17 protein-coding genes and 1 pseudogene are annotated in these 25,921 nt (G+C 51.7%); 7 read left to right on the top strand and 11 right to left on the bottom strand.

All coding sequences use genetic code 11. The annotated features are described in order from the left end of the window. Positions 1 to 14: 14 nt before the first annotated feature. Positions 15 to 977 carry a TerC family protein gene (locus tag HA49_RS11125; protein WP_038023351.1) on the bottom strand — a complete coding sequence of 321 codons (963 nt, stop codon included), beginning with the start codon at positions 975 to 977 and terminating at the stop codon, positions 15 to 17. Positions 978 to 1,322: 345 nt separating this feature from the next. Here HA49_RS11125 and HA49_RS11120 point away from each other — a divergent pair, with 345 nt between their 5' ends. Together HA49_RS11120 and rlmG are read left to right on the top strand one after the other, a co-directional pair. Then, positions 1,323 to 3,011: a chloride channel protein gene (locus tag HA49_RS11120; protein ID WP_038023349.1), complete on the top strand. Its 1,689-nt coding sequence runs from the start codon at positions 1,323 to 1,325 to the stop codon at positions 3,009 to 3,011. A 114-nt stretch (positions 3,012 to 3,125) separates the two neighbouring features. Then, positions 3,126 to 4,250 (top strand): 23S rRNA (guanine(1835)-N(2))-methyltransferase RlmG, encoded by a 1,125-nt coding sequence (gene rlmG, locus HA49_RS11115; RefSeq protein WP_038023347.1) that lies wholly within the window; start codon positions 3,126 to 3,128, stop codon positions 4,248 to 4,250. On the opposite strand, the pseudogene HA49_RS11110 reads toward rlmG, so the two are convergent. Both HA49_RS11110 and HA49_RS11105 read right to left on the bottom strand, forming a co-directional pair. Further along, positions 4,247 to 6,282 (bottom strand): annotated as a pseudogene (locus HA49_RS11110) (oxidoreductase). The gene rlmG and the pseudogene HA49_RS11110 sit on opposite strands and share 4 nt — an antisense overlap. A 109-nt stretch (positions 6,283 to 6,391) precedes the next feature. Then, positions 6,392 to 7,117 carry a purine nucleoside phosphorylase YfiH/LACC1 family protein gene (locus tag HA49_RS11105; RefSeq protein WP_038023344.1) on the bottom strand — a complete coding sequence of 242 codons (726 nt, stop codon included), beginning with the start codon at positions 7,115 to 7,117 and terminating at the stop codon, positions 6,392 to 6,394. Positions 7,118 to 7,228: 111 nt separating this feature from the next. On the opposite strand from HA49_RS11105, the gene HA49_RS11100 reads away from it, so the two are divergent. Further along, on the top strand, positions 7,229 to 8,026 hold the full coding sequence (locus HA49_RS11100; RefSeq protein ID WP_038023341.1) for a 5'-nucleotidase, lipoprotein e(P4) family: 798 nt from the start codon (positions 7,229 to 7,231) through the stop codon (positions 8,024 to 8,026). Positions 8,027 to 8,401: 375 nt separating this feature from the next. Next, complete coding sequence (locus HA49_RS11090) at positions 8,402 to 9,799, top strand: GGDEF domain-containing protein (protein ID WP_038023337.1); 1,398 nt, start codon at positions 8,402 to 8,404, stop codon at positions 9,797 to 9,799. A 22-nt stretch (positions 9,800 to 9,821) separates the two neighbouring features. Here the strand turns inward: HA49_RS11090 and ddlA are convergent, their stop codons facing one another. From ddlA to betI, 6 genes are all read right to left on the bottom strand, one after another. Continuing rightward, complete coding sequence (gene ddlA, locus HA49_RS11085) at positions 9,822 to 10,922, bottom strand: D-alanine--D-alanine ligase (RefSeq protein WP_038023336.1); 1,101 nt, start codon at positions 10,920 to 10,922, stop codon at positions 9,822 to 9,824. Positions 10,923 to 11,041: 119 nt separating this feature from the next. Next, positions 11,042 to 11,716 (bottom strand): Fe2+-dependent dioxygenase, encoded by a 675-nt coding sequence (locus HA49_RS11080; protein ID WP_038023332.1) that lies wholly within the window; start codon positions 11,714 to 11,716, stop codon positions 11,042 to 11,044. A 49-nt stretch (positions 11,717 to 11,765) separates the two neighbouring features. Further along, on the bottom strand, positions 11,766 to 14,087 hold the full coding sequence (locus HA49_RS11075) for a catecholate siderophore receptor Fiu (protein WP_038023329.1): 2,322 nt from the start codon (positions 14,085 to 14,087) through the stop codon (positions 11,766 to 11,768). Positions 14,088 to 14,397: 310 nt separating this feature from the next. Continuing rightward, positions 14,398 to 16,077, bottom strand: a complete 1,680-nt coding sequence (betA, locus tag HA49_RS11070) for a choline dehydrogenase (RefSeq protein WP_038023326.1) — start codon at positions 16,075 to 16,077, stop codon at positions 14,398 to 14,400. A 22-nt stretch (positions 16,078 to 16,099) separates the two neighbouring features. After that, positions 16,100 to 17,572, bottom strand: a complete 1,473-nt coding sequence (gene betB, locus HA49_RS11065; RefSeq protein WP_038023323.1) for a betaine-aldehyde dehydrogenase — start codon at positions 17,570 to 17,572, stop codon at positions 16,100 to 16,102. Positions 17,573 to 17,575: 3 nt separating this feature from the next. After that, positions 17,576 to 18,181, bottom strand: coding sequence for a transcriptional regulator BetI (betI, locus tag HA49_RS11060; protein WP_038023320.1), 606 nt, complete (start codon positions 18,179 to 18,181; stop codon positions 17,576 to 17,578). A gap of 261 nt (positions 18,182 to 18,442) precedes the next feature. On the opposite strand from betI, the gene HA49_RS11055 reads away from it, so the two are divergent. Beyond that, positions 18,443 to 20,473 carry a choline transporter gene (locus HA49_RS11055; protein WP_038023318.1) on the top strand — a complete coding sequence of 677 codons (2,031 nt, stop codon included), beginning with the start codon at positions 18,443 to 18,445 and terminating at the stop codon, positions 20,471 to 20,473. 127 nt (positions 20,474 to 20,600) lie between these two features. Next, the gene (locus tag HA49_RS11050; protein WP_038023316.1) at positions 20,601 to 21,932 is read left to right on the top strand and encodes an MFS transporter; all 1,332 of its coding nucleotides are present in this window, start codon (positions 20,601 to 20,603) and stop codon (positions 21,930 to 21,932) included. A 48-nt stretch (positions 21,933 to 21,980) separates the two neighbouring features. On the opposite strand, the gene HA49_RS11045 is transcribed toward HA49_RS11050, so the two are convergent. Then, positions 21,981 to 22,739 (bottom strand): glycosyltransferase family 2 protein, encoded by a 759-nt coding sequence (locus HA49_RS11045; protein WP_038023473.1) that lies wholly within the window; start codon positions 22,737 to 22,739, stop codon positions 21,981 to 21,983. Between the two features lie 243 nt (positions 22,740 to 22,982). Between HA49_RS11045 and HA49_RS11040 the strand changes: the two genes are divergently transcribed. Next, a complete protein-coding gene (locus HA49_RS11040; RefSeq protein ID WP_038023314.1) occupies positions 22,983 to 24,359 on the top strand; it encodes an aldehyde dehydrogenase family protein in 1,377 nt (458 codons plus the stop codon). 20 nt (positions 24,360 to 24,379) lie between these two features. Here HA49_RS11040 and pdxR read toward each other — a convergent pair whose 3' ends face one another. Continuing rightward, positions 24,380 to 25,909 (bottom strand): MocR-like pyridoxine biosynthesis transcription factor PdxR, encoded by a 1,530-nt coding sequence (gene pdxR / locus HA49_RS11035; protein WP_038023311.1) that lies wholly within the window; start codon positions 25,907 to 25,909, stop codon positions 24,380 to 24,382. Positions 25,910 to 25,921 lie beyond the last annotated feature (12 nt).

The raw sequence follows: 25,921 nt of genomic DNA, 5'->3' as shown, positions 1-25,921 counted from the left end.
AGGGGATTATATTGTTAGCTGTTTTGCGACATTTGGCGGTTTCTCAGGTGATTAATCAGTAACGTCACCACTAATATAGTCGCAATCACTGCCAGCGAGGCGTAGGTGGGGATATGCCAGATATCGAGTAGCAGCATCTTGATACCGATAAATACCAGAATAATCGCCAGCCCGTATTTCAGTAATGAGAAACGTTCTGCGATACCCGACAGCATGAAGTACATGGCCCGTAATCCGAGGATAGCAAACAGGTTAGAGGTCAGAACGATAAAAGGGTCTGTAGTGACTGCAAAAATCGCAGGGATACTGTCTACCGCAAAGATAACATCACTGAATTCTACCATGATCAGAGCCAACAACAGCGGTGTGGCATAACGTACACCGTTGCGGATAACGAAGAATTTTTCTCCTTCAAGAGTATCGGTCACCCTGATATGTCGGCGTAGCCAGCGAATCATAGGTTTGTCACCGGCATCCTGCGCTGATTCTTTTTCCGGGATCGCCATCTTTATCCCGGTGATCACCAGGAAGGCGCCAAACAGGTAGAGGATCCAACTGAATTCATTGACCAGCCAGCTACCGGCAAATATCATTCCGGTACGCAGGACAATAGCGCCCAGCACACCATAGACCAACACCCGTTGCTGCAACGCAACAGGTACAGAGAAATAGCTGAACAGCATCAGCCAGACAAAGACATTGTCGACCGCCAGCGCTTTTTCCAGCAGATAACCGGTGAGAAACGCTAGTGCCTGAGTGCCGGCGACTTCCGGACCGACCCGGCTATTCAAATACCACCAAAGTGCGGCAGCAAACAGCAGTGAAATGGTGACCCAAACCACCGACCAGAAAGCGGCCTGACGGAATGACATGCCTGCACGGTCACGATGGCCCTGCAGTCGAAGGTCGACCAGCAGCATGATAACAACGATAACTGCGAAACAGCCCCACAGCAGGGGATTACCAATGCTATGCATAATTCTGTCCTGATAAAAAACGGCTGAGATCAGAAGATGTCAGCCGCGAATTTACTGCAAGCAAACCCCACCTTCCGGCAAGGTCTCACTTACAACACAGAATTATTCCGGGTTGCCTGGTGACCGGTTGTTTTCACAACGTAATGACGATCAGCCAGCTTTTAAGTTACTCCCCTTTGCTGTATGTAGCCTGGCAGAAGGTACGGATTATTACAATACACACTGAATAATATTTAGAAACATTCAGACACTTTTCCACGAGCCCTGGCGGTCCATTACTGAATTGCATGCCTGCAACGACAGTTTTATCATGGCAATCTCGCCTCTCTCTGCGCAGGATACTTAGTGAAGGAAGGAAAGTTCGTACTCAGTTGGACAGCATTACTGATAGCGATACCCGTTGGCTGTGCCGGAGCCATGGTTACGCTTGGTTTCCGTCAGGTTATAGAGTGGGTTAACCGTCTGCTATTTGGCCGCAGCGATGATATTACGCTGGCGATGCATGTCTGGCCGTGGTTTTTCTGGCCGGTGATTGTCGGAGGTGGTGGGGTGATAGCCGGCTTTTTCCTGCGCTATGCCGTCGCGCTTGAGAAAAAGCAGGCTGTGGGTACGGATTACCTGGATGTGCTGAATGCACGACTGGATGCGGTACCTACCCGTACTTCACTGTTTCGCGCGCTTTCCTCTGTGGCCAGTATTTCCAGTGGTGCCTCCATCGGTAAGGAAGGGCCGATGGTACAGTTGTCGGCACTGTGCGGCAGCATTATTGGCCGTTTTTTGCCCGGCCGTTTTCATCTGAACAATTCTGATGTGGTGGCGATGGCTGCCGCTGCCGGACTGGCTTCGGTGTACCATGCCCCTCTGGCCTCGGCGATTTTTGTGGCTGAAGTGGCTTTTGGAATCAGTGCATTGCAGCGTCTGATCCCGCTGGTTATTGCTTCCGGAACTTCGGTGATGACGATGTGGTGGCTGGGCGACCGTTCTGCGCTCTATCCACTGGCTGATGTCAGATTTAATGTCAGTATTCACAGTGTGCTAATCGTGATTGTCATCGGCCTGGTGTGTGGGCTGGCGGGGGCGGCATTTATTACTCTGGCGGGATACAGCAAAAAGCAATTTTCACGCATCAGTAGTTTGCCTTTCCGACTGGGGATCGGTGGCGCTGCGGTAGGGATTCTGGCCATTTTTTCTACTGAGATCCTGGGGAATGGTTACGAAGTTATTATCAATATTTTCAGTGGTCAGTATCTGTTATGGGGGTTGGCCGGTCTGCTATTGCTTAAGCTGCTGGCGACCTGTTGTTCTGTCGGCTCTTCCGCGGTGGGAGGGATGTTTACTCCCTCGTTGCTGATTGGTGCGTTAGTCGGTGCTATTTTCAATGTGGTGACGGCTGATACCGGCTTTGCTGCGCAGCCTGGCTGGTTGTATGCAGCTCTGGGGATGGCAGCTGTACTGGCGGCCATTAGTCAGGCACCGCTGATGGCCATGCTGATGGTGACAGAAATGACTCTTAACAGCAGTTTGTTGTTTCCGCTGATGATAGCTTCGGTTCTGGCGACGATGGTGGCTTATCGCCTGAAATCGGCAGTCACCTATCCACTGATCTCTACCCATTTTAATCGTGCTGAAGCGCGTTATGACTTCGATAATACCACGATAGCCGAACTGATTATCCCCGGAGCGGCATTGCTTCCTGACGCCCCGGTGAGCGATGCCCTGGCGATCAGTTCGCTGAAACGTGAGCGCTATGTGTATGTGATTAATGAAAGCGGGCGTTTTTTAGGGGTAGTGTCAATCCATGACATTGCCGCCAGTGTACTATCGCAAAGAATTACACCGGATTCACCAGTCCGGGAGGTAATGGATAATGATTTCCCCTACATCTGCCAGGATAAAAGCCTGCGTGAAGGCTGGGAGGCATTTTCTAAGGTTACCCTGGAACGCCTGCCGGTACTGAGTGATGATAAGCAACGCTATTTTCTGGGTGCGCTGACCAAAACCAGCCTGATCCGTAAGGCCGGAGCCTTTATCTGAACCGGCGGTGACGGAGCCGAAGACAATAGCTTGCTTTACGGTTGGGTTTATCCGGTAAAGCCAGTATACTGCGCCCCTTTTCTGCGTGACCCCCAGACCTGTGCCGGAGATACCATGAGCCAATTCGAACTGAGTGATGTTTCACTTACCCTGCATCGCTTTCCACGTACCGGCGATGATAATGCGTTACAGGCCTGGGATGCGGCTGACGAATATCTGCTCCAGCAGGAACTGCCAGCGGGACCGGTGGCAGTTTATAACGATAATTTTGGGGCGCTGACCTGTGCGCTGGTTCAGGCGGGTCGTCAGGTCTGGCATATCGGTGACTCACTGAACAGCCAGCAGGCCGCTCAGATGAATCTGGCGGAAAATCAGCTCGATTCAGGACAGGTCACTTTCCTCGATAGTTTGAGTCCACTGCCATTTACACCTGCGGTCGTGTTCATTAAGGTGCCAAGAACACTGGCGCTGCTTGAGTATCAACTGACCAGCCTGCGCAGTGTAGTTAATCCTCAGACGCTTATCATCAGTGGTGCCAAAGCGAAGGATATCCATAACTCGACCCTGGCTATCTTTGAAAAAATTATCGGCGAAACCCGTACCTCGCTGGCGAAGAAAAAAGCCCGCCTGATTTTCAGTCAGCTGACTGTGCCGCAACTGGCTGAACGCGATTTGGCCCTGCGCTGGCCGCTGGATGGCACGCCTTACACCATCCATAACCATGCCAATGTATTCTCCCGCCAGTCACTGGATATCGGAGCCCGTTTCTTTATGCGCCATCTGCCGCGCAATATTGAGGGAGATATTATTGACCTCGGTTGCGGTAACGGTGTTATCGGGCTAACAGTACTCACTCATAACCCTGAAGCGACGGTGCATTTTGTGGATGAATCGTGGATGGCGGTGGATTCGGCCAGAATCAATGTTACAGAAAATCTGGCCGATGACCTGCAGCGTTGCCATTTTACTGTCAATAATTCACTGAGTGGTTTTCCGGCCGATAGTTTTTCGGCAGTAGTATGTAATCCTCCGTTCCATCAGCAAAATGCGGTGACTGACCATATCGCCTGGCAGATGTTCCGTGATGCCTTCCGTTGCCTGCGTTATGGTGGCGAATTCCGGGTGGTAGCAAACCGCCATCTCGATCATCAGGGAAAACTGAAAAAACTGTTCGGTAACTGTCAGGTGGTTGCATCAAATACTAAGTTTGTGGTGCTGCGTTCGGTTAAATTACGCTAAATCTGCAATGCCAGTGCAGTCGCGGAGGCAATGGCCTGGCGGGCATCTGTCTGTGCATTCTGACCATCTCCGGCCAGTATATGTACAGGTCGTTGCTCTCCGGCTGACCGCAGTTGCTCTGCCAGTGTGGAACAGGGTTGCTGGCCGGTACAAATAATAATGGTATCAACCGGCAGTAGTTGCGTACTTCCCTGATAATTAATGTGCAGACCCTGATCATCAATACACCGGTAATCCACACCACCCAGCAGGCGCACGCCATTTGCCTGCAGGTTAATGCGTGAGATCCAGCCGGTGGTTTTGCCCGGCCCCCGACCGGGAGTGGCAGCACTGCGTTGCAGGAGCCACACCTCGCGGGGAGATTTCGCCGGCAACGGCCGGATCAGACCGCCACGTTGTTGGCGCTGTGGATCGATTCCCCACTGTCGGTAAAACTGCTGTTGTTCTTCTGCCAGCGCAGTCGCAGTCGCAGTCGCAGGCTCACTGAGATATAACGCGATATCTACCCCAATTCCACCGGCACCGATCACTGCGACCCGTTGACCTAGCGGCACCTTTTCCTGCAATACCTGGATCCAGCTCACGACTGACGGGTGGCCGATGCCGGGTATCGCGGGCATCTTTGGATGTATTCCGGTCGCGAGGATCAATTCATCGAACCCTGACAACAGCGCCGGAGTGACGGTAATACGGGTCCGAATTTCCACACCGCTGGCCGCCAGCTGATAACGAAAATAACGGAGTGTCTCGTTGAACTCATGCTTTCCGGGGATCTGGCTGGCCAGCAGTAGCTGTCCCCCGATGTCAGCACCGGCATCGAACAGAGTGACCTGATGCCCGCGTTGAGCCGCATTCAAAGCAAAGGCCATCCCGGCGGGACCGGCTCCGACTACCGCCAGTTTTTTCGGGTAAGGCGCCGCTAAGACCGGCATTTCGGTTTCATGGCAGGCGCGCGGATTGACCAGGCAGGAGGTGATTTTTCCGGCAAACACGTTATCCAGACAGGCCTGATTACAGGCAATGCAGGTATTGATTTGCTGGAATTGCTGTTGTCGGGTTTTTTCGACGAACCGGGCATCGGCCAGAAAGGGTCTGGCCATGGAGATCATATCGGCATACCCCTTAGCCAGCAGTTGTGCCGCCAGTTGCGGGTCATTAATCCGGTTAGTGGCTATTACCGGGACACTGACGTGGCGGCGCAGTTCTGCGGCCAGCCAGGTAAAGGCTGCCCGGGGAACGACAGCGGCAATGGTCGGAATTTGCGATTCGTGCCAGCCAATCCCAGTGTTGAGCATGGTGACACCATTGCGTTCCAACAGGCGTGCCAACAGCAGGGTTTCTTCCGTCCGGCAGCCTTGTTCCACCAGATCAATCATCGAAATACGAAAGATGATAATAAAGTCATCGCCGGTCGCTTTGCGAACAGCTTTAAGAATGTTAAGGGCGAAACGCATCCTGCCACGGGCTGTTTTCCCAAAGCGATCCTGACGTTGATTGGTCGCCGGAGCCAGAAACTGATTGATCAGGTAACCTTCGGAGCCCATGATTTCCACACCGTCATAACCTGCCTGGCGTGCCAGTTGCGCACAACGGGCATAACTGTTAATCGTACGGGTAATCGCCTCATCACTCATTTCTGCGGGAGTGTAAGGATTAATCGGTGCTTTCAGCGCGGAAGGCGCTACCAGCGAGGGCTGATAACTGTAACGTCCCGCATGCAGGATTTGTAATACAATTTTCCCCCCGTCTGGTGAACCGCAGTGGTGACTGGCTGATGCCAGCGGGCTTCATCTTCATTGGTCAGGCAGGCAGAATGCGGATTAATCCGGCCCTCGGCACAAGGGGCGATGCCCCCGGTGACTATTAAAGCGACGCCAGCCCTGGCGCGCTCTGCATAGAATGCAGCCAGTCGTTGCGCGCCTTGCGGATGCTCTTCCAGACCGGTATGCATGGAGCCCATCAAAAAACGGTTATTAAGCCGGGTAAATCCCAGCTCCAGTGGCTGAAAGAGTAGTGAGACAGCTTCCACCATAATCATCACTCACAGACAAGTGGTCGGATGAGTTAACCATAGTCCGGTTGTCGCAGAATCCTACTACTTCGGCCGTGAGTTGTGAGCAGAATCAAATAACTTCGGTGGATCAGCCCGGGTTGGCCGCAATCCAGGAAAACCTCAGATGGTATCCCTCTCCGGTGTGGGTATTACGCCGGTAGCTGGCCCCACTTTCCGCCATGCAGTAAGTGCAATGCTGCAGGCACTCTATCTGTGTGTCGGGGACTCCTTCGTGGGTAAGCATCTGTCGTGCCAGCCCGGGTAAATCCAGCCACAGGGCAGGGAAAGATTGTGGGGCACAGTCGCGCACAGCGTTCGGGTTTGTGGGGGGCTGCGGGTACCAGGGAATGGCACCGTTCACCCGTGGGTTTTCTTCCATTTCTGCCAGTAACGGCATACCGAGTTGATAGCAGCAGGGGCCGATGGCGGGACCAATGGCAATAAATAAACTGTCAGACGGAGCACCCTGTTGCCTCAACTGATGCAAGGTTTGCTGAAGAACCCCGGCTAACGTTCCCTTGAGTCCGGCATGCACGGCCGCCACCTGACGGGTCAGCGGAGAAGCAATCAGTACCGGCAGGCAATCTGCGGTATATACTGCCACCGGCTGGTGGTCGTAGCTAATCAGCGCATCGGAGACTACCTGTTTCGGCGGAAAGTTTTGTTCCGCGGACAGTACATTCGTCGTATGTCGCTGAATACCATAGGCGGTATTTTCCGGAGGACGAACACCGGCAGGCAGAAACTGGTGGCTGACCCACCCCAGAGAGTCAAGCAATGGGGATCGCAGGCCGTCAGTAGCGGTAAGAGGCATAAGTATTTCCTGTGTCAGAAGTGCATCCGGAGTTGCATTTTCGGTGAAGATACTGCGATAGTCATCACGGGGTCAACTCCTGATAACTTTGGCATAACAAGAGGATATCCGATGCAAAAACGCTGGCTTATGACGTTACCGGCCGTATTCATTCTCGGGCTGACAGGATGTGCTGACAACGCACAACAGCGGCTCAATGATCAAACGGTGACGGCAGTGAACTGGACTCAGCAGTCCGGAGAGTATCAGGCCCTGACCTGGCAGGCATTTAATTTAGCGACAATGGCCTTTGATAACGCGTCCTCTCTGACCGGAAAACCGAAAGCGGTGATAGTCGATCTGGATGAAACCATGCTGGATAACAGCGCTTATTCAGCGTGGCAGGCGAAGAATGGTCAGCCGTTCACCGATGCGACCTGGTCCACCTGGACCCGGGCCCGGCAGGCACTGGCCATACCGGGAGCCGTAGAATTTGCCCGTTATGTGGACAGCCATGGTGGCAAAGTCTTCTATGTCTCTAATCGCGACCAGAAGGATTATCAGGCTACGGTCGATAATCTGAATGCGCTGGGTTTCCCCGGGGTGAACAGCAACACTGTGCGTCTGAGTACCACTACCTCGAACAAACAGGCCCGGTTTGATGAAATCAGACAATCCGGAGAGAATGTGGTGCTGTACATCGGTGATAACCTGAATGACTTTGGGGGCGCGACCTGGCACAAAAATAATGCGCAGCGCCGGGCATTCGTCAGCGCCAACCATGCTCTGTTTGGCACCCGGTTTATTATCCTGCCAAATCCTGAATATGGAGACTGGGAAAGTGGTCTGGCCGATGGATACAATAAACTGAGCGATCAGCAAAAGATTGAGGTACGGGAACAAAATTTACGCGCGTGGAACGGTAAGTAACCCCTGACCCTTCAGCCTGGCACCGCACCAGGTGCCATTAAAATTGTTAATTATTGCTGGTCATTTGCTGTTATTTTGCCAAAATATAGCCAAAAGCAGGAAATTTCTGAGAACCAGAGCTTCTGCTGCATTCCAAATCCCGGGGATCACGGCGATCACAGCTGACGCCGGAACTCTGAAAATGTCATATTTTTTCGGCAGATTCACCAGTGCCGAATCAATATGTGAGCCAGGTGATGCTTTCCTGAATGAATGATTAGTTTCTGCTGCCTGTCCGGTCAGCGGCGATGCCATATCTGAATATCCTCTGCCTTACCTTTTGGGATGGCAGACAGAGGGCAGTGTGAAAGGATCGGCAGCATGGGGTATTAAGTAATGACGTTTCGGCTTTTTAAACAAAACAGAATGATACAGAACGGTATCATTCTGTTGCTTATCTCCGCTCTGTTGTCTGCCTTAGGCAGTCACCTCCGGTTACCGATGGTGTTGTCGCTGTTTTGGATTGTAAACGCAGTGATTGCAGGACTGTTTATCCGTAAACCCTGGTTGCATACGCCGCTGAACTATCTGTTTTGTTATGCCGGTATGGTGGCGAATGATCTACTTTTTTCTGGCTGGGCAAAAGAAGCTTTCACCATTAATTTTGCCAATATCCTGTTTATTATGATTACGGCTGTTCTGCTGAATCGTCTCCCTTCTTTCAATTCCGGGAAGACCAGCATCACCAATGTGATGATTATTTTTCCGGTGTGTCTGCTGGCTGCACTGGTATCAGCCACCTGGGGGGTGATGGCTTCGCCGAATGTGAACAGCGGACTGGCATTTTTTAGTGCGGTGGGCGCGTGGAGCAGTGAACAGTTTTCTACCGGATTATTGCTGCTGCCTTTGATACTGACGATTGGCCGGAAAAATAGTTATCAGTGGCGGTTCACGTCAGTACTGCCGGTGATTGCCGTGGCATTGTTGCTCCTGGCATCGATATCGTTAGGGGGCCCGGGTAGCCTGACGCTGCCACTGCCAGGGCTTATCTGGTGTGCTCTGGTACTGCCGGTGTCTGCGGTATGTCTGATTACCTGCATGATTGGTGTTGTAGAAATCATGCTGATATATCTGAATATTATTACTGTCGGTACCGGGTTTATGCCATCAGAGGTGACGCCATTGATTTCGGTGCGGTTGGGTATTGCCGCGCTGGCACTGACCCCGTACATGGTTGCAGTGAGCATGGATTCAATACGCAGCCTCAACCGTCAGCTGGCTATCCGGGCCAATTATGATTTTCTGACCCAGCTGCTGTCTCGTTCCGGTCTGTTTGACAGCCTGGTGAGTGAGCCGTTCCGGCAGAAAAAGCCCATGGGACTGATTCTGCTGGATATCGATTTCTTCAAATCCATTAACGACAATTTTGGTCATGATGAAGGTGACCATGTGTTACGGGAAATGAGTCGACGTCTGGTCACGCTATTGGGTGAGCAGTGCCGGATCTCACGTTTTGGCGGAGAAGAATTTGCCATTGTACTGTTCGATACCGACGCGGCTGAAATCTACCAGCAAGCTGAGTCCGTACGTAAAGTGGTTTCGGACCAAAATTTTATCATTCAGGGAACAGAGGTTGCGGTTTCGGTGAGTATTGGTACTGCTCTGGAACCGGCGGGAAGTGAAGACAGCAACTGGGTATCAGTGATGAATCGGCTGATCAGTACGGCGGACCGAAACCTGTATGTGTCAAAACGGGGTGGGCGTAATCAGACGTCACCCGCCTGGCTGGACTAGTACCCGCCAGGCGGATACAGACTCAATGGTCGAAAGAATCTGTCATTCTCTGGTCCTGCTGATAGCGTTCCTGCGCCAGTTCAATCAGCCGGGTAATCAGATCACTGTATCCCAGGCCACTGGCTTGCCAGAGTTTTGGATACATACTGATATTGGTGAATCCTGGCAGCGTGTTAATTTCATTGATGATAATCTGTTGGTCGGCGGTCAGGAAAACGTCCACCCGGGCCATGCCGCAACATTCCAGCGCCTGGTATGCCTGTAAGGCTACCTGGCGGATGCGTTCATCGGTTTGCGGATCCAGCTGCGCCGGTACCACGACCTGAGCCCCTTTTTCGTTAATGTATTTGGTCTGGTAAGAATAGAACTCGTCACTAAGAACAATCTCTCCGCAATGGCTGGCCTGGGGTGAGTCATTACCTAATACCGCACACTCAATTTCCCGGCCAACAATCGCCTTTTCGATCAATACTTTGCGATCATAACGGAATGCATCCTGCAGTGCTGGTAACAGTTCTTCCGGGCTACGGACTTTGCTGACACCTACCGATGATCCCTGATTGGCCGGTTTGACAAACAGCGGCAGTCCCAGCTGTTCGATAGCCTGTTCAGGGCTGAATTCTGCCAAACGGGCGCGGGTCAGGCTGATAAATGGTGCGACCAGCAGTCCGGCATCACGCAGCAAGCGCTTGGCGACATCTTTATCCATACTCACGGCTGAACCTAATACCCCGGAACCGACAAACGGCAGATTGGCCATCCGCAGTAATCCCTGCAGGGAGCCGTCTTCACCCAGAGTCCCGTGGACAATAGGGAAAATGATATCGACCTGAGGCACCGGAGATGACTGCTGCCGGTCAACTAATTGTTGTTGCTGTTGGCCCGGGATAAGAGCCAACTGTTGAGCAGAAGGGTTCAGGGCAATATGCTGCGGGTCGTTCGCATTGAGCAGGAAGTCAGACTGCTGATTAATCTGCCAGTGTCCCTGCTTATCAATCCCCAGAAGTACAACTTCAAATTTTGTTTTATCAATAGCATCAATGATGTTTTTGGCTGACTGTAAAGAGACTTCATGTTCAGCCGATTTCCCGCCAAAAATAATTCCTACGCGTTGTTTTGTCATTCTGGTTTGCCTGATAGCCTGGAACAAAGCAACAACATAACATGCTGAGAAAAGTGACAACAGCCTCCGGCAGAATTCCGACGCCGGTTATTTCTGCCTGGCAGCTAAGCGGGGTGGGCTTACTGCCCGCTCCATTCTCTGAGCAGATTATGGTAGAGGTTCAGCAGTGACATAGAAACTTCCTCTGACCGGGGCTGCTGATTCAGTTCCTGAATGTTTTCGTCGAGAGAGATCAGCATGGCTCGTTTTTTGTCATCGCGGATCATCGACTGTATCCACATAAATGAAGCTACCCGTTCTCCCCGGGTCACTGGAGTTACACAATGCAGGCTACTGGAAGGGTATAGGATCATATCCCCGGCAGGAAGTTTGACACTATGCTGGCCATAGGTGTCCTGAATAATCAACTCTCCGCCTTCATAGCTGTCGGGTTCGGTCAGAAACAACGTGGCTGAAATATCTGTTCTCAGCCACTCATTGCCTTCGCGCCTCACCGCACCATCGACATGAAAACCATAGGTCCCACCGTCACTGTAACGGTTAAATAACGGGCTGGAGATGTTCACCGGCAGGGTTGCCGAAAAGAACTGAGGATGACTGTTGAGAATATTCAGCAGATACTGCTGCAGTTCCTGCCACTCTTCGCTTTGGGTATCAACCTGCTGGTTGGCTTTGACCCGGGCACCCTGGGTGCCGGTAGTCGCCCGACCATCCACCCAACGGCATTGTGACAGTTTATCGAGTACCTGCCGAACTTCCTGTTTGCTCAACAGACCCGAAATTTGTTGCATCATAGCGGTAATTCCTGAAAAAACGCCGCAGATCCCTGCGGCGTGAATAGGCTCAGAAGTGGACGTTTGCGGTCAGCATCCAGCTGCGCTCAGCCCCCGGGAAGTAGCGATAGCCACTCTTGTTAATCGATGAAACATAATGCTTGTTGAAAACATTATAGACATTCAGTTGCAGGTCAAGATTGTTATTCACTTTGTAGCCGGCCATAGCATCTGCGACCCAGTAACTGTCTACTTTATTCGGCGTACCTACAGCCCCGTCAGTGCCACGATGCATACTGCCAATGTAACGGGCACCGGCGCCTGCGATCAGATCATTAGTTATCTGGTAAGTGGTCCATGAGGTGAAAGCATGTTTCGGGGTATAGCTCAGAGCACTGGAACCGTCATTGCTGACAGCAGCTCCTTCCTCTACCTTAGCATTCTGCAGGGTATAGCCTAACATTACATGCCAGTCGCGGGTAATATCGCCGCTGGCGGTCAGTTCATAACCCTGAACCCGTTTACGACCGGTCTGAACATATTCAAGGGTCGAGGCGTCCTGGCTGACTTCATTTTTAATATCGGTCCGGAACAGTGCGCCGCTCAGCAGCAGCGTATCATTCAACAGGCTCCATTTAGTCCCCAGTTCTGCGGTTTGCGCTTTCTGTGGCTGGAAGTCCGTACGGTTGGCGCTGTTACCGGTGCCTCCGTCAGCCAACTGGAAGTTACTTCCGCCCGGCGGTTGTTGTGAAACACCGTAGTTAACATAAACGTTGCCCTGACGTGTCAGGTGATACAGCGCGCCGGCTTTCCAGTTAAACAGATTACCATGTTTAGTGGTATCGACAGTTGTCACCGGAGTGCCTTTAGGATCACCGGCAGGGCAGGTGATGGCGCCGCGTCCGGTTCCGCCACAGGCAGTCGATGAGTCATATTCGGTATGATAGCTGTCCAGCCTGATGCCACCGTTCAGCTCGAAATCTGAGGTAATCTGTAGCGTATCGAAGGCATAGATACCGAAAGTATTGGTGGAACCATTGGCATTAGCGCCGTTCGGACTCAATCCCCCAATGGAGACATTACTGTCAGGGGAATAGATGTTAACGGCCGGGGCGGTCAGCGCATTCAGGCCATAGGTGGTCTGGGTTTCACGGGTAAATTCAACCCCTGTACTGATATCATGCCCAACTGAACCGGTATAAAATTTCGATGTCAGGTTCGTCTGGTTGGTCAGTATTTTATTGACTACGTCTTTGGTGTTGATCAGTCGCGACAATGTCCAGTCATCCGGATTATCTGAGGTGCTGGCAGTGACACCCATAAATGCTGACAGTAAATATTTCTGTTTGGTTTCTGACCAGCGGGTGGTATTCCTGATAGTGGTGCTGTCTGATAAGTCATGCTCAAAGCGCAGAGTGGCGGTATCCGTGGTGGCATTGCTGAAGTCAGAATGGGTGCCGTAATAGTTATGCGGGTTCACTTTTCCGCTACTGTTTAATGCTTCGAATCCTGTAGGTGCGGTGTAACCTGGCAGGCCGATGGTCGGAACACCGCCATCCGGTGTACCACGCTGATGAAGGTGGAAGTAATTGAGATACAAACGGGTTGGCGTATCCAGCCCGAACGCCAGTGAAGGAGCAATACCATATTTTTCATGGTTGATGTTATTACGGGTCCGGTCGTTCCCCTTGTCCCCCATCATATTGACGCGAAACGCGCTGTTATCGCTAATCATCTGATTATAGTCGAGAGTGGCACGGCGCTCAGAACCGCTGCCATAACTGACCGAACCATCAAGACTGGTATCCAGCGTCGGTTGTTTAGTGATCATGTTGATCGACCCCGATGGCGCGCTGCGGCCATAATCCGATCCTGAAGGGCCTTTAATCACCTCCACACTCTGCGTATTAAAGGTATCACGGGTGGTGGAACTGATATCACGAATGCCATCGACATAAATACTGTTCGAGGTGTCGACGCCGCGCATATAGATAGCATCCCCGGTCGAGGTACTACCGTTCTCTCCGGCAAAGAAAGCCCCTGCACCGGCGACGTTTTTCAGGGCATCGGTCAGCGTGGTGGCATGCTGTTCCTGAATCACTTTTTCAGGGATCACCGTGACTGTACGTGTGGTATCTGCCAGTGGCCGGGTAAATTTCGGGTCTGACAAACTTTTAGGCAGGTAGAGTGAAGGTAATGCTGCACTGACCACCAGAGTGGGTTCCGATTTTTTGGCAGTGATATTGCGGTTGGTTGCCGCTGCCGTGGTATCTGAAGTTGCTGGTGTAGTGGCGGCGATTACCGGCCCTGAAAGCCCTGCACACAAACCTGCAAATACGCCCAGTTTGCCGACGGCAGGAAATGCCGGAGAGATATTGCGCTTACTTTTCAACGGATTATCCTTATAATGCCCATAAGTAATGAGAATTGTTATCATGTTCATTCGTATTATTGTTTTTTTTCAACATTTGGTAAAGAGTTTGTAAGTAATTATTTTCAGGCAACAGCGGGTGTAAGTTTTATGTGGGATGTTTATCTGGCGATGGCAGAGGAGTTGAGTTTAACAGGTCGGTGAGAATGGCTAAGGAATCAGTATGTTAAAAATTATCGCTGGCTGGGGCGTTAACAGTGGTTTTGTCCGGAGTAAAACAGACGATGGCTGTTTTACTCCGGATAATGTTAAGGTCGTGAAAAGAACATGATTATTTGCGAAGGGGGGCGTTTCTGACCGGGTTATCCCCCGCCACGTAATAACCTGCGGTGCTGCGGGGCAAAGGCTGTTGGCCACGAATGCGGTCCGCCAGTTTTTCCGCGATCATAATGGTGGTCGCATTCAGATTACCGGTGATGATTTCCGGCATAATCGAGGCATCGACCACCCGTAAGCCCTGTAATCCATGAACGCGTCCTTCGGCATCCACCACTGCCATCTCATCAGTACCCATTTTACAGGTACCACAGGGATGATAAGCCGTTTCGGCGTGATTACGCACAAATTCATCCAACTGTTCGTCGCTCTGGCAATCCATACCCGGACTCAGTTCTTTGCCACGGAATTCATCGAGTGCCGGCTGATTAATAATCTCGCGAGTCAGACGAATACAGTCGCGGAATTCCTGCCAATCCTGTTCATGGGACATGTAGTTAAACAGTATTGACGGATGCTGATGCGGATTGCGTGATCTCAGTTGTACTCTGCCACGGCTTGGCGAACGCATCGAACCGACATGGCATTGGAAACCATGTGCTTCAATTGCATTGGTGCCGTTATAATTTATCGCCACCGGTAAAAAGTGATACTGAATATTCGGCCAGTCAAACTCTTTACGGCTACGGATAAAACCGCCCGCTTCAAACTGGTTACTGGCACCAACACCGCTACCTTTCAACAACCACTCTACCCCGATTTTAGGCTGATTTTTCAACTGCAGCGCCGGGTAAAGAGATACGGGTTGCTTACATTCGTATTGCAGATACATTTCCAGATGATCCTGCAAATTTTCTCCGACACCTGGCAGGTCATGCACCAGCGGAATTGAAAATTTCTGCAATAAGGATGCCGGGCCGACGCCTGAGCGCTGCAATATTTGTGGTGATGCAATTGCACCGGCACACAGCAGAACTTCTTTACGGGCAGAGGCCAGCACCGGAGTCGCCTGTTTTCCGCGCAGGTATTCGACAGCGACCGCCCGTTTGCCGTTAAATACTATCCGGTCAGTGGTGGCGTGGGTGACAATGGTCAGATTAGTGCGGGATTTTGCCAGGTCCAGGTAACCGCGTGCGGTGCTGGAACGTCGGCCATGAGGAGTCACGGTTCTGTCCATGGGACCAAAACCCTCCTGCTGGTAACCGTTCAGATCATCGGTGCGTGGATATCCGGCCTGTACTCCGGCTTCTACCATGGCACTGAACAACGGATTATTGCCGTCTTTTGGCGTACTGACACAGACAGGGCCATCTGCACCGTGGTAGTCATTTGCGCCGCTGTCGCGGTTTTCTGCTTTACGATAATAGGGCAGGCAATCCGCGTAACTCCAGTTTTCCAGACCCGGTGCCCGGGACCAGTTATCCAGGTCCATTGCATTACCACGGATATAGCACATGCCGTTGATCAGTGATGATCCGCCCAGTCCTTTGCCGCGGCCACATTCCATCCGGCGGTTATTCATATGGGGTTCCGGGTCGGTTTCGTAAGCCCAGTTATAGCGTTTTCCCTGTAGCGGGTAAGCCAGCGCAGCAGGCATCTGGGTTCTGAAATCGGCACGGTAGTCTGGTCCACCGGCTTCCAGTAACAGTACGCTGACCTCTTTGTCTTCAGTTAGTCGGGTGGCCAGCACGTTGCCGGCGGAGCCGGCACCGATAATGATATAATCAAATTCCATCGATACTCCTCAGGTTAAATGTTTAAAATACGGACTGAAATGTTTCCAGTTCGACCTGAACAGATTTTACCCGGGTGTAACTTTGCAACGTCATCTGGCCATTTTCGCGGCCAATTCCTGAATGTTTGTAGCCACCCACCGGCATCTCTGCAGGTGATTCTCCCCAGGTATTTATCCAGCATATTCCCGCTTCCAGTTGGTGGATTATCCGGTGAGCGAGGTTTATTGAAGGGGTAACGACACCGGCGGCCAGACCAAAATCGGTAGCATTGGCACGACGGATGACCTCCTGTTCGTTGTCATAACTTAAAATCGACATCACAGGGCCAAAGATCTCTTCCCGGACTATCTCCATATCGTCATGGCAGTCAGTAAACACCGTCGGTGCAACCCAGGCGCCATTTTCAAAGTCAGCACCGCTTAATTCATGTCCCCCGGCCAACAGTCTGGCACCCTGGTTGATACCGGAGCGGATATAACGCATGACATTCTCGCGATGAGAGAAACTGACCAGCGGACCAAAGTTGGTATCAGCATCTTCCGGTGATCCTGCACGGATGCGAGCGACCCTGGCGATGATTTTTTCCTCAAAATCGCTCTTCAGTTCCGTGGGAACAAAGACCCGTGTTCCGTTGGTACAGACCTGTCCGGAGCTATAAAAATTAGCCATCATGGCAATATCGGCAGCCAGGTCCAGGCAGGCATCCTCACAAATGATCAGTGGTGATTTCCCTCCCAGTTCCATGGTGACCTCTTTGAGGGTAGAGCCTCCGGCCGTCGCCATGACTTTACGCCCGCTGACCACACCTCCGGTGAAAGAGACTTTGTCGATTCCGGGATGTTCGGTCAGGGCCTGGCCCGTAACCGCGCCGCGGCCTGGCAGGACATTAAATACACCGTCAGGAACTCCGGCTTCGCTATAGATTTCTGCCAGTACCAGAGCAGTCAACGGGGTGACTTCACTGGGTTTAAAAATCATGGCATTACCGGCTGCCAGTGCCGGGGCTGATTTCCACAGGGCTATCTGTATCGGATAGTTCCATGCACCGATACCGGCGACGACCCCAAGCGGTTCGCGACGGGTATAGGCAAATGAACTTTCCCGTAGCGGGATTTGCTGTCCTTCCAGGCTGGTCGCCAGTCCTGCGTAGTACTCCAGCACATCGGCACCGGTGACAATATCCACTGACGTCGTCTCGCTCAGGGGTTTACCGGTATCCAGGGTTTCCAGCAGCGCCAGCTCATCGTTTCTTGCACGCAATAAGTCGACGGCCTTTCGCAGAATACGTGAACGCTCCATTGCTGTCAGAGCTGCCCAGATTTTTTGTCCTTTACGGGCGGATTCAACGGCCAGATCAACATCTTGCTGACCGGCTTCATGGACATCGGCGAGGATTTCACCATTCGCGGGGTTTACCGTCTGAAATGTAAACCCACTCTGTGCGGGCACTCTCGCTCCGTCAATGTACAGAAACTGTTCTGCAAATCGTGACATGGTTTATTCTCCGTCATCTAATTGGGTGTTTGTCAGTTGCTGACAAATGAACCGGGTGGTCAGCGTTTTCGCCAGTCCGGAGTCAAAGGGCTGACCGCTCAGCGCAGCCCGCAGCCACAACCCGTCAATAAGTGCTGATAACCCATAGCCGGCAATTCTTGCCTGGTCGCGGGGCAGTTCGCGGCGAAATTCAGCAATCAGTGTTGAGAGTAGCCGCCGGCTACTGACCACCTGCAACCGGTTAAGCATAGGGTGATGCATACTACTGGCCCAGAAGTCCAGCCAGGCTTTCATGGCTGCGGTGTGCAATTGAGTTTCATCAAAATTCCCGTCAACAATCGCCTCCAGACGCGCCCGTGTCTCAGTCGCGGGCAGCCGTTTCAAACGGCTGAGAATGGCGGTGCGTAACTGCGTGGTAATGTCACGCATTGTTGCTTCCAGCAATCCATTCTTGTCACCAAAATAGTGACTGATGATCCCTGTGGATACCCCCGCACGCTTTGCAATCTGCGCAATCGTGGCGTAATGCAAACCAACTTCATTGATTGTTTCCAGCGTGGCATCAATAAGCTGACGCCGACGAATGGGCTGCATACCTACTTTAGGCATACTGGTGACTCCCCGACACTAAGGTATAAACTATTAAAACTTTTTTGATTGAATGTTCAATATAAAAAAGAGAATTGCTATGCTTGGCATTCCCCGTGCTGGATTTTAGTTCGGGGAATTGATGTGGTTTTACATTAAGTTTTTGTAATAAATAACAAAATCACCATCACCCTCTGTGGGGATGCTTATTCTTATCGGGGGGATACCGGACAGGGAGCTGTCACGGTGTTGTTTTTTTAAAGAACTAATCAGAGGTAATTCATGATTCACCCACCTGCCAGTGAAAAAGACAAAGTCAACCCTGTGGTGTTCTACACCGCCGCGGGGCTGATTTTGTTGTTTTCCCTGATGACTTTCTTTTACAGCGAAACCTCAGCCAGAATCATTCAAAGCGTTATGGACTGGGTATCGGCCACCTTTGGCTGGTATTACATGCTGGCGGCGACGTTGTACATTGTTTTTGTTTTATTCATGGCAGTCTCCCGTTTTGGGGCGATTAAACTGGGGCCGGAACAGTCTAAACCAGAGTTCAGCTTACTCAGTTGGGCGGCTATGTTGTTTGCCGCCGGCATCGGTATTGATTTAATGTTCTTCTCTGTGGCTGAGCCGGTCACTCAATTTATGCAGCCCCCGGAAGGCGCAGGGCAAACAACGGAAGCCGCCCGCCAGGCCATGGTCTGGACACTCTTCCATTACGGAATGACGGGCTGGTCGATGTATGCGCTGATGGGGATTGCCCTGGGGTACTTCAGTTACCGTTATAACCTGCCTCTGACGATACGATCTGCGCTGTATCCGATTTTCGGGAAACGAATTAACGGTCCGATTGGTCATACTGTCGATATTGCTGCGGTCATTGGGACTATCTTTGGTATTGCGACTACGCTGGGAATTGGTGTGGTTCAGCTCAACTATGGTCTGAGTGTGTTGTTCCATATCCCTGACAGTCTCAGCGCCAAAGCGGCACTGATTGTCTTGTCGGTGGTGATTGCTACCATCTCGGTCACCTCGGGGGTGGATAAAGGAATCCGTATGCTGTCTGAACTCAATGTCTTGCTGGCATTGGGGCTGATTATTTTCGTGCTGTTTTTCGGTAATACGGAGTTTCTGCTGAATGCCCTGGTACTGAATGTAGGTGATTACATTAATCGCTTTATGGGGATGACATTAAACACCTTTGCTTTCGACCGCCCGACCGAGTGGATGAATAACTGGACGCTGTTTTTCTGGGCCTGGTGGGTAGCCTGGTCGCCGTTTGTCGGTTTGTTTCTGGCTCGTATTTCCCGTGGCAGAACGATTCGCGAATTTGTATTGGGTACGCTGATTATCCCGTTTGCCTTCACATTGTTATGGCTGTCAGTCTTTGGGAATGCGGCGCTGTATCAGATTATCCATGGCAATGCTGCCTTTGCCGCGGATGTTATGGCTCACCCTGAACGAGGTTTCTATAATCTGCTGGCTCAGTATCCGGCCTTCACCTTCAGCGCTTCTGTCGCCACGATCACAGGTCTGCTTTTTTATGTGACATCTGCGGATTCCGGTGCCCTGGTGCTGGGGAATTTCACCTCACGACTTAAAGATATTAACAGCGATGCCCCGAACTGGATTCGTATCTTCTGGTCGATAGCGATCGGTGTACTGACACTCGGCATGCTGATGACTAACGGTGTGTCGGCACTGCAAAGCACCACAGTGATTATGGGGCTGCCGTTTAGTTTTGTGATGTTCTTCGTGATGGCCGGACTGTATAAATCACTGAAAGTTGAGGATTATCGTCGGGTCAGTGCCAGCCGGGATACGGCACCTTACCTGGCGACAGCCAATGACCGTCTGAGCTGGAAAAAACGTCTTTCACGGCTGATGAACTATCCGGGGACGACCTATACCCGTGCCATGCTGGATAACACCTGTTTTCCTGCGATGCAGGAAGTGGCAAAGGAGCTCGAATATCGTGGAGCTCAGGTGCAACTGGAAAATCTGCCAGCCGAGGCAGACCAGGACCTGGGGCATCTGGCGTTGACGGTCAATCTGGGAGAGGAGCAAAACTTTGTTTATCAGATTTGGCCACAGAAATACTCGATTCCTGGTTTCACATACCGGGCCAGAAGTGGCAAGTCGACCTACTACCGACTGGAAACTTTTTTAGTCGAAGGTAGCCAGGGGAACGATTTGATGGACTACAGTAAAGAGCAGGTGATCATAGATATCCTTGATCAATATGAGCGTCACCTGAACTTTATTCATTTACATCGGGAAGCGCCCGGGAATCATATCAATTTTCCACACCTGTAAGGATGATGGAAGCGCAGGGCAAGGATGCTCTGTATCGGACTGACCAACAGAGCGACTGTTCAGGTCGGTGGTCCTCTGTTCCCGGGCGTTATTCATTCATTCTGTGAATAACTCTCGCGGAGATTTAATGCAAAAAATTTTAAATACCTTTCTGCCTTTGTATACCACCACTCTCCTGATGTTACTGGGTTCAGGCTTACTGACGACTTACGTCTCATTACGGCTGGCCCACGAAAGCGTCAGTGGTACGGTGATTGGATTAATTACTGCGGCTCATTACATCGGGCTGGTGGTGGGGGGTAAAGTCGGGCATAACCTGATAGCCAGGGTAGGGCATATTCGTGCTTACGTTGCCTGCGCGGGGATTATCACTGCATCGGTGATTGGCCATGGGATGAGCGCGTATGTTCCGGTATGGATAGTGCTGCGTTTTATCATCGGGCTGTGCATGATGAGTCAGTATATGGTGCTGGAAAGCTGGCTGAATGATCAGGCAGAGTCTAACCAGCGAGGGGTGATTTTCGGGCTGTACATGGTCGCAACTTATCTCGGATTGTCTGCGGGGCAGATAATCCTCACCCTGCAAAGTGGTTTTGGCATGTTGCCGTTACTGATTGTTGCTCTGTGTTTTGCGCTGTGTCTGGTTCCCATCGCGCTGACCACCCGGACTAAAGTTCATCCTATGTCACCGGCACCGCTTGAACTGAGTTATTTCTTAAAGACCATTCCACGAATTCTGGTGATTACACTGCTGACGGGAATGGTGACCGGGGCTTTTTATGGGATGGCTCCGGTGTATGCCAGTCAGATGGGGTTGACAACTTCCCAGACCGGTATTTTTATGGCAGCCACCATCTTTGCCGGGCTGGTCACTCAGTTTCCCCTGAGCTGGCTGTCAGACCGCTATGACCGACAACGGCTGCTGTTTTTCACGGCGATTATTTTCCTGCTGGCGTCGTTACCGCTGGCAATACTCAAGCATCTGGGTTTTGCTCCGGTCACCGGTATCGCGTTTGTCGCGAGTATGATGCAGTTTGCTTTGTACCCTCTGGCGGTAGCACTGGCCAATGACCGGATACTTGCAGAACGTCGGGTTTCGCTGACAGCCTGTTTGCTGATGTCGTATGGAATCGGTGCCAGTATCGGTCCCTTGCTGACCGGTGCCTTGATGCAACCGCTGGGGGGAAATATGCTGTATGCCTTTTTCGTGGTCTGCTGCGCGGTGATTATCGGGCTGACCCGTCTGCGTTCTTCCCTGCCGGAAGTGACCCAGGAAGATCAGGTTCCGCACGTGCCATTAACCGATGGTCTGGTGAGTTCACCGCTGGCGGTAGCACTGAACCCGGCCATTGATGAAGAAGATATTCAGAATACTATGGTCAATCTGCCGGAAGAGGAAGAGAACGGGAGTGAAGCGGCTGATTCAGCGCAGGAAGGGGAACAGCAAAAGCCTCACTAATCAGGCGATTTCGTTCAGCCACGTTGTCAGTGGCTGAACGAAAGGCGATTATTTATTATTGTGCTGATACCAGGCCTTAAAATATTTCATAAAACTGTAGAGGGTGGCATAGACTCCGGTAGCAAAGCCCACTTTCCCCAGACGCCAACTGCCATTAAGCAGATACCACTTAAAAAAGGCACCAATGGCACTGAACATTCCACGTATCAATGAAGGACGGATACGCTGATGTTTGATCAGCCGAGTGGTATAGCTGTTCATCTTACTGAACATTTCGTGCAGTGAATAAAAAGTATCATGGCGAACATGACCCGGGATGACCGAACTCTGTTTTTCTCCGACAACTTCATCATCCACCGGACGGTCATTGAAACCTGCGACGGTGCGGTTAAACAGCCTCACCGGGTAATCCGGGGACGAGACAGGATAAATGGTTTTTACCTGTTTACCTAAAACATACCAGTAGCGGGAGATACGCCAGGCCTGATCTGTCGCGGGTTGATCTGAGGCAGATTTTAGCTGTTTAATAAAATCCAGTGTCTGTGTATCAAGAATTTCGTCGCTATCCAGGCAAAACACCCAGTCATTTTCGGCCAGCGCAATGGCTTTATTCATCTGTTTGCCATGCATTTCATACGGGCTGTAATGGGCTTCAATGCCATGGTTGCGACAGATTTCCAGAGTCTGATCACTGCTGCCGGAATCCAGCACAATGACCTGGTCTGCGATGGTAAGCACCGGAGGAAGCACGTCGTTCAGGGTACGTGCGGAGTTGAAGGTTAACACGCAGACGGTTATTTTTATCATTGCCTTAAATTCGTTAGCTGTATTATTTACGGGCTCAATTGTAGCTGAATCATAACACTTTTCTGACCTTTTGGTGTGACAATGACCGAAGGCTATCGCGGGTGTTGTTTTCTGAATGGGCTCAGTGGATAAGATGTTATTCTTAAATTGTCATCAACTTCGTTATAAATATTCATTTTAAAACAGTTCCTGAGGGGCGTATGGTAATTCGCATTACCTTTTAACCCGCAGTAAGGATTATTTATGACTGATTATGCCTTGTCTATCAACCCTGCCACCGGTGAAGAACTGGCTCGCTACCCGTTTCAGGGCAGTGATGCTATCGAAAGCAGCCTGCAACGTAGTGCCAGCGCCTTTGCAACCTGGCGCGTCACCCCGATGGAGACCCGTGTTAAGGTGCTGCGGGCGCTGGCGGCACGCCTGCGGGAGCGTAGTGAAGCGTTGGCGAAAATGATGACGCTGGAGATGGGAAAACCTATTGTTCAGGCGCGTGCCGAAGTGAATAAGTGTGCCCAGGTCTGTGAATGGTATGCGGACAATGGTCCGGCAGTACTGGCGGCTCAGCCAACTCAGGTCGAAAATCAGCAGGCCTGGCAGGAATTTCGTCCACTCGGTGCCATTCTGGCTGTTATGCCGTGGAACTTCCCTTACTGGCAAATATTACGTGGGGCCGCCGGAATGTTGCTGGCCGGAAATACTTATATTTTGAAACATGCGCCGAACGTGATGGGATGTGCAACCTTATTACAGGAAGTGATGAATTCCGTGGGGTTCCCTGAAGGTACCTTTGAACTGCTGAACGTGGATAACGCCGGAGTTTCTCAGTTAATTAATGATCCCCGGGTGGCTGCCGTTGCGGTCACCGGCAGTGTCAGAGCGGGTGCGGCTATTGCCACTCAGGCGGGAGCTGCGCTGAAGAAAACGGTTCTTGAGCTGGGCGGTTCTGATCCCTTTATCGTGCTGGCAGATGCTGATCTGGATGAAGCCGTAAAAGCGGCGGTCGCGGGACGTTATCAGAATACCGGACAAGTCTGTATGGCGGCGAAACGCTTTATTATTGAAGCGCCGGTCGCGGCGGAATTTGAGTCTCGTTTCAGTGCCGCGGTACAGGCACTGAAGAGTGGAGATCCGCTTGATGAGGCCACCTATCTGGGGCCAATGGCCCGTTACGATCTGCGTGATGAGTTACATCAGCAGGTACAGGATACCCTGAATCAGGGAGCCAGACTGGTATGTGGCGGAGAAAAAATTGCCGGAGTGGGTAACTACTATGCACCGACGATTCTGGCCGATGTCAGCGAGGAAATGACCGCATTTCGCGAAGAAATTTTTGGACCGGTGGCTGCGCTGACGGTGGCCCGTGATGCAGAGCATGCGCTGGCGCTGGCAAATAACAGTGAATTTGGTCTGAGTGCAACGGTGTGGACTGCTAACGAAGCACTGGCAGACCATTTTGCCGACAGTCTGGAAACCGGCGCCGTGTTTATCAACGGGTATGGCGCTTCAGATCCTCGTGTGACCATTGGCGGGGTGAAGAAAAGTGGTTACGGACGCGAGCTGAATCATTTTGGCCTGCACGAGTTCTGTAATATTCAGACGGTCTGGCGTAACCGCCGTTAACCATTGGAGTGGCCTTGCCATCAGGCCGGGCCATTCTGCTCTTCGTTAGAGAGGGCGGGTCGCTGCCGGCACAGTCCTGCGTTGATCAGACACTGGCGCAACAGATGGAAAGCAGTAAAAATCTGCTGCTCGTTGACACAGGCGTAGCCCAGCAGTAATCCACGTTTTTTCTGGCGTTGCATATAATATTGCGACAGCGGCCGGACACTTACCCCTTTACGCAGTGCTTCCCGTGCGATAGCCACATCATCACTTTTATCCGGCAGCGTCATGACCAGATGTAACCCGGCATCGTGGTTATAACGGGGCATAAAGGCTTCCCCCAGATAACGCTGAATCAGGCTGAGTAAAAATTTTCTGCGCTGATTATACAGCAGCCGCATCCGGCGAATATGGGCGGCATAATGACCCTGACTGATAAATTCGGAAATGGCCCGCTGGATAATCAGGTGCCCTCCCCGGTAAAGTTCAGCCGCTGCGGTACGCAGCTCAGTTTTCAGATTTTTTGGAACCACCAGATAGCCAATACGCAAAGCCGGATAGAGCGTTTTACTGAAGGTTCCCATATAAATCACGGGGGCATCTTCCTCCAGCCCCTGCAACGACGGCCAGGGGCTACCGGAGAAACGAAATTCACTGTCATAATCATCTTCGACAATCCAGAAGCGATGTCGGCGTGCCATATCCAGCAACTGTTTGCGGCGGCTCAGGCTCAGGTGAACCCCTAACGGATACTGATGCGAAGGTGTTACAAACACCATTTTCGGTGCTGGCCTGCGGGCGGTGATTTCCGGCAACATACCTTCTTCATCGACCGGTACTGCATGGACATCCAGACTGTTAATCCGTAATAAATTTCGGGTTCCCCAGTAGCCTGGTTCTTCGATCCATACCGTATCGTTCTGATCGCATAATACCCGTGACACCAAATCTACCGCCTGGTGAATCCCTTCGGTAATGATTATCTGGTCGGCTTCAGCCCGGATTGAACGGGCCACCCGCAGATAATCCGCCAGCGCCTGACGCAGATAAGCACAGCCACCGTCGTTACTGTAGATCAACTGATTAATTTCCGGCTGCTGACTGAGTCTGGCCTGAATTTTACTCAAGGTTTTATGTGGAAACGCTGTGACATCGGGGGCGCCGGGGACAAAGGCCCCCCACTGAAAAGGCGAAGCGGTCGCATGGCCCAGCAACGCGGCTCCGCGCGCTGACAAAATGGGCGGTAATTGTTGCTCCGGAATCTCCGTGGTCTGTTGGCTTTCGCTGTTCAGACAAAACTCCGGCAATGTTTTTGCCACCCGGGTGCCGCTGCCGGTTCGTGAGGTGACATACCCTTCAGCCAGCAAACTGTCGTAGGCATTAAGCACGGTGTTACGTGAAATTCCCAGCTCTTTAGCCAGGTCACGGGTGGCGGGCAGTCTGGTCTCCGGCGGGAAAACGCCATCAATAATCGCCTGTTGTAACACCCGTAGCAAACGCTGGTGCAGCCTGCCGTGTTGTTCGAATTGCAGACGTTCCAGCAGGTGATCGGCATAGAGAGTTCGCAATTGGCACCTTCT

This window comes from Tatumella morbirosei, from assembly GCF_000757425.2.
Taxonomy (GTDB): Bacteria; Pseudomonadota; Gammaproteobacteria; order Enterobacterales; family Enterobacteriaceae; genus Tatumella; species Tatumella morbirosei.
Note: the sequence above shows the minus strand (reverse complement) of the source record. Positions and strands in the feature narration are given on the sequence as shown.